The organism is bacterium (assembly GCA_036524115.1).
Classification (GTDB): domain Bacteria; phylum JAUVQV01; class JAUVQV01; order JAUVQV01; family DATDCY01; genus DATDCY01.
The window spans coordinates 1-3,335 of the sequence record DATDCY010000254.1; the positions used below are offsets into that span (position 1 = coordinate 1).

Consider the following 3,335-nt stretch of genomic DNA (forward strand, 5'->3'; position numbering starts at 1 on the left):
CCTGCCACGCCGCCATCCGCGCCGGCCGCCGCCTCGCCCCTGCGGAGGCCGCCGCCCTCCTTGCGGACCTGGCCCGCTGCGAGAACCCGGGCGCCTGCCCGCACGGCCGGCCCACCACGATCACGATCGAGCGTGGCGAGATCGAGCGGCGCTTCAAGCGCACCTGAGCCGCGCCCGCCGCTGACGGTCGCCCTGGTCGGGCCCACGGCCAGCGGCAAGACCGCGGCCGGCATCCTGCTCGCGGAGGCCCTCGGCACCGCCGGGGTCATCAACTGCGACTCGCGGCAGGTCTACCGGCGGCTCGACGTGGGTACCGCCAAGCCGACCGCCGCCGAGCGCGCCCGCGTGCCGCACCACCTCGTGGACGTCGCCGACCCGCGCGAGCGCTTCACGGCAGCCGACTACCGCGCCGCGGCGCAGGCCGTCGTGTCCGCCTGCGCGGCGGCGGGCCGGGCGGCGCTGTTCGTCGGCGGCACCGGCCTCTACCTGCGCGCGGCGACCCAGGGGCTGTGCGCCGCACCGGCGGCCGAACCCGCGGTCCGCCGTTGGCTCGCCGCCCTCGCGACGACCCTCCCCGGCGGCCTGCACCCGCTGCTCGCGCGCGTCGACCCGGCCGCGGCGACCCGCATCCATGCGAACGATCGCTACCGCATCGTCCGCGCCCTGGAGGTCTATTTCCTCACGGGCGATCCGCTCTCCGAGCGCCAGCGGCGCCACCGCGAGGCGGGCCCCGGCGCCGCGGTGCGCACCTTCGCCATCGAGCTGCCGGCGGCGGAGCTGCGCCGCCGGATCGACGCGAGGCTGGACGAGATGGTCGCGGCCGGCTTCGTCGCCGAGGCGCGCAGCCTGCTCGCCGAGGGGCTGGACCCCGCCCTGCCGGCGCTGCGAGCCGTCGGGTACCCCCAGATGTTCGCGCACCTGCGCGGCGAGGCTTCGCTGGCGGAGACGCTCGCCGCCATCCGCCGCGCCACGTGGCAGTACGCGCGCCGCCAGCTCACGTGGTTCCGCGCGCTCCCCGGCATCGTCTGGGTGCCGGGTGGCGAAGACCGGCCGCCCGAGGCGGTCGCGGAGGCCGTCCTCTCGCTGCTGCGCCGGGGCCGCGCCGCGTGAGCGCCCGGGCACCGCGTCCCGCGCCGCGAGAGCGCGCCGTCCTCGTGGGCCTGCAACTGCGCGGGACTCCCGCCTGGGAGCTGGAGGACGCGCTGGACGAACTGGCGCGGCTCGTCGAGTCGGCCGGCGGCGAGGTCCTCGGCGTCTTCCGCCAGCGCCGCGAGCGGCCAGACCCCGCGACGCTCATCGGGCGGGGCAAGGCCACCGAGCTGGCGGCGCTGCTGGCCGAGCGCAGCGCGAACCTCGCCGTCTTCGAGCACGAGCTGACGCCGGGCCAGGAGCGGACCCTCGCCACGGCCCTCGGCGTCAAGGTCCTGGACCGCACCGACCTCATCCTCGACATCTTCGCCCAGCGGGCGCGCACCCGCGAGGGGAGGCTGCAGGTCGAGGTGGCGCAGCTCACGCGGCTGCTCCCGCGCCTCGTCGGCAAGTCCCCGGAGCTCTCGCGGCTCGGCGGCGGCATCGGCACCCGCGGCCCCGGCGAGACGCGCCTGGAGTCCGACCGGCGCCGGGTGCGCGAGCGGCTGGCGGCGCTGCGGGAGAGGATCGCGGCGCTCGGCCGCCACCGCTCCCTCTATCAGCGGCGCCGCCGCAGGGCGCCGGTGCCGGTGGTCGCGCTCGTCGGCTACACCAACGCCGGCAAGTCGACGCTCCTCAACGCGCTCGCCGGCAGCCGCGTGCTGGCCGAGGACCGCCTCTTCTCGACCCTGGACCCGACCAGCCGCCGCATCGCGCTGCCCGGGGGCGGTGCCTTCGTGCTCACCGACACGGTCGGGTTCATCCGGCACATCCCGCCGCAGCTCACGGCGGCGTTCACGGCGACGCTCGGGGAGCTGCACGAGGCGGACCTGCTCCTGCACGTGACCGACCTGAGCCACCCGGCCCACGAGGAGCAGCGCGCGACCGTCCTCTCCTTCCTGCGCGAGCTGGGCCTCGAGTCCGTCCCGCGCCTCGAGGTCTGCAGCAAGGTCGACCGGCTCCCCCCCTCGGACCCCCTGCGCCGCGGGGGCCTCGTCGCCCCGGACACGGTCGCCGTCTCCGCGGTCAGCGGCGCGGGGATCGACGCGCTGCTGGCGCGGGTGCGCGAACTGGTGGCCGGCGCGGGGGAGCGGGAGCGCGAGCTTCTCGTCCCGTACCCCCGGCTCGGCGCCCTGGCGCGCCTGCGCCGCGCGGGACGCGTGCTCGCGGAGACCGCTGGTCCCGAGGGCCTCCTCGTGCGCCTGCGCTGCGACGACGCCGAGGCCGCCCGCCTCGAGCGCGCGCTGGCGGCGGACCCGCCCACCGGCCCCGCGGGCCTCGATTGACAGGGCGGGGACACCCGCCCTACCATCGCCGCGGGAAACGAACACACCGACAACACGGACGGCAAGGAGGATCCTGACCATGAACACGAGCAGAGCGACATCGCTCCTGGCCGGCGCCCTCGCGCTGACCCTGGCCGCGGCCTGCGCGCCCATGCAGCCGACCGCCATGGTCACCAGCGGCCCCGGCCCCGGCATCGCGGAGGCGCAGGCGGTCCCCTACAACGGCCCGAAGGCCCGGATCACCGTCTCGAAGTTCACGGACAAGAGCGCCAAGGGGTACGGCGGCATCGGCGAGGGCATGAGCGAGATGATGACGACGGCCCTCTTCAACACGAACCGCTTCATCGTGCTCGAGCGCGGAGAGCTTGGCGAGGTGCTGCGGGAGCAGGACCTCGGCGCGAGCGGCCGCATCAAGAAGGGGACCGAGGCGGCCATCGGCGAGGTCGAGGGCGCGGAGCTGCTCGTCGTCGGCGCCATCACCGAATTCGAGCCCAACGCCGCCGGCGCGGGCGGGGGGCTGGTCCTCCCGGGCTTCGGCGCCGGTCTCGGCGTCAAGACCGCCCACGTGGCGATCGACATCCGCGTCATCGACGCGAAGACCTCGCGCATCCTCGCGGCGCAGACGGTCGAGGGCCGCGCGCAGGACATCGGCGGCCTCGGCGCGATCGCCCCCGGCCCCCTGGCCATCGGCTTCGGCGCGTTCGCGAAGACCCCGATGGAGAAGGCCATCCGCGTCTGCATCCAGACGGCGGTCAACTTCATCGCCCAGCAGACGCCGGCCCAGTACTATCACTACTAGCGGTCCGTTATTGATCGCTGATCGCGGGCGCCACGCCGTCGTCCCGGCCCTCCTGCTGGCGGCCGCGGCGTTGCTCGCCGCCGCGGCGCCGGCGACGGCCGCGGCGGTGCCGGGCGCCCTCG

General features: G+C 76.2%; 3 protein-coding genes. All 3 read left to right on the plus strand.

Translation table 11 applies throughout. The features are described 5' to 3' along the window. Nucleotides 1–132: 132 nt before the first annotated feature. The 3 genes from miaA to VI078_12415 all read left to right on the plus strand — a co-directional run bounded on the left by miaA (nucleotide 133) and on the right by VI078_12415 (nucleotide 3,213). A complete protein-coding gene (gene miaA / locus VI078_12405) occupies nucleotides 133–1,110 on the plus strand; it encodes a tRNA (adenosine(37)-N6)-dimethylallyltransferase MiaA (protein HEY6000083.1) in 978 nt (325 codons plus the stop codon). Next, nucleotides 1,107–2,414 carry a GTPase HflX gene (gene hflX / locus VI078_12410; protein HEY6000084.1) on the plus strand — a complete coding sequence of 436 codons (1,308 nt, stop codon included), beginning with the start codon at nucleotides 1,107–1,109 and terminating at the stop codon, nucleotides 2,412–2,414. The genes miaA and hflX overlap by 4 nt, the downstream gene beginning before the upstream one ends. 79 nt (nucleotides 2,415–2,493) lie before the next feature. Beyond that, complete coding sequence (locus tag VI078_12415; protein HEY6000085.1) at nucleotides 2,494–3,213, plus strand: CsgG/HfaB family protein; 720 nt, start codon at nucleotides 2,494–2,496, stop codon at nucleotides 3,211–3,213. Nucleotides 3,214–3,335: the final 122 nt, after the last annotated feature.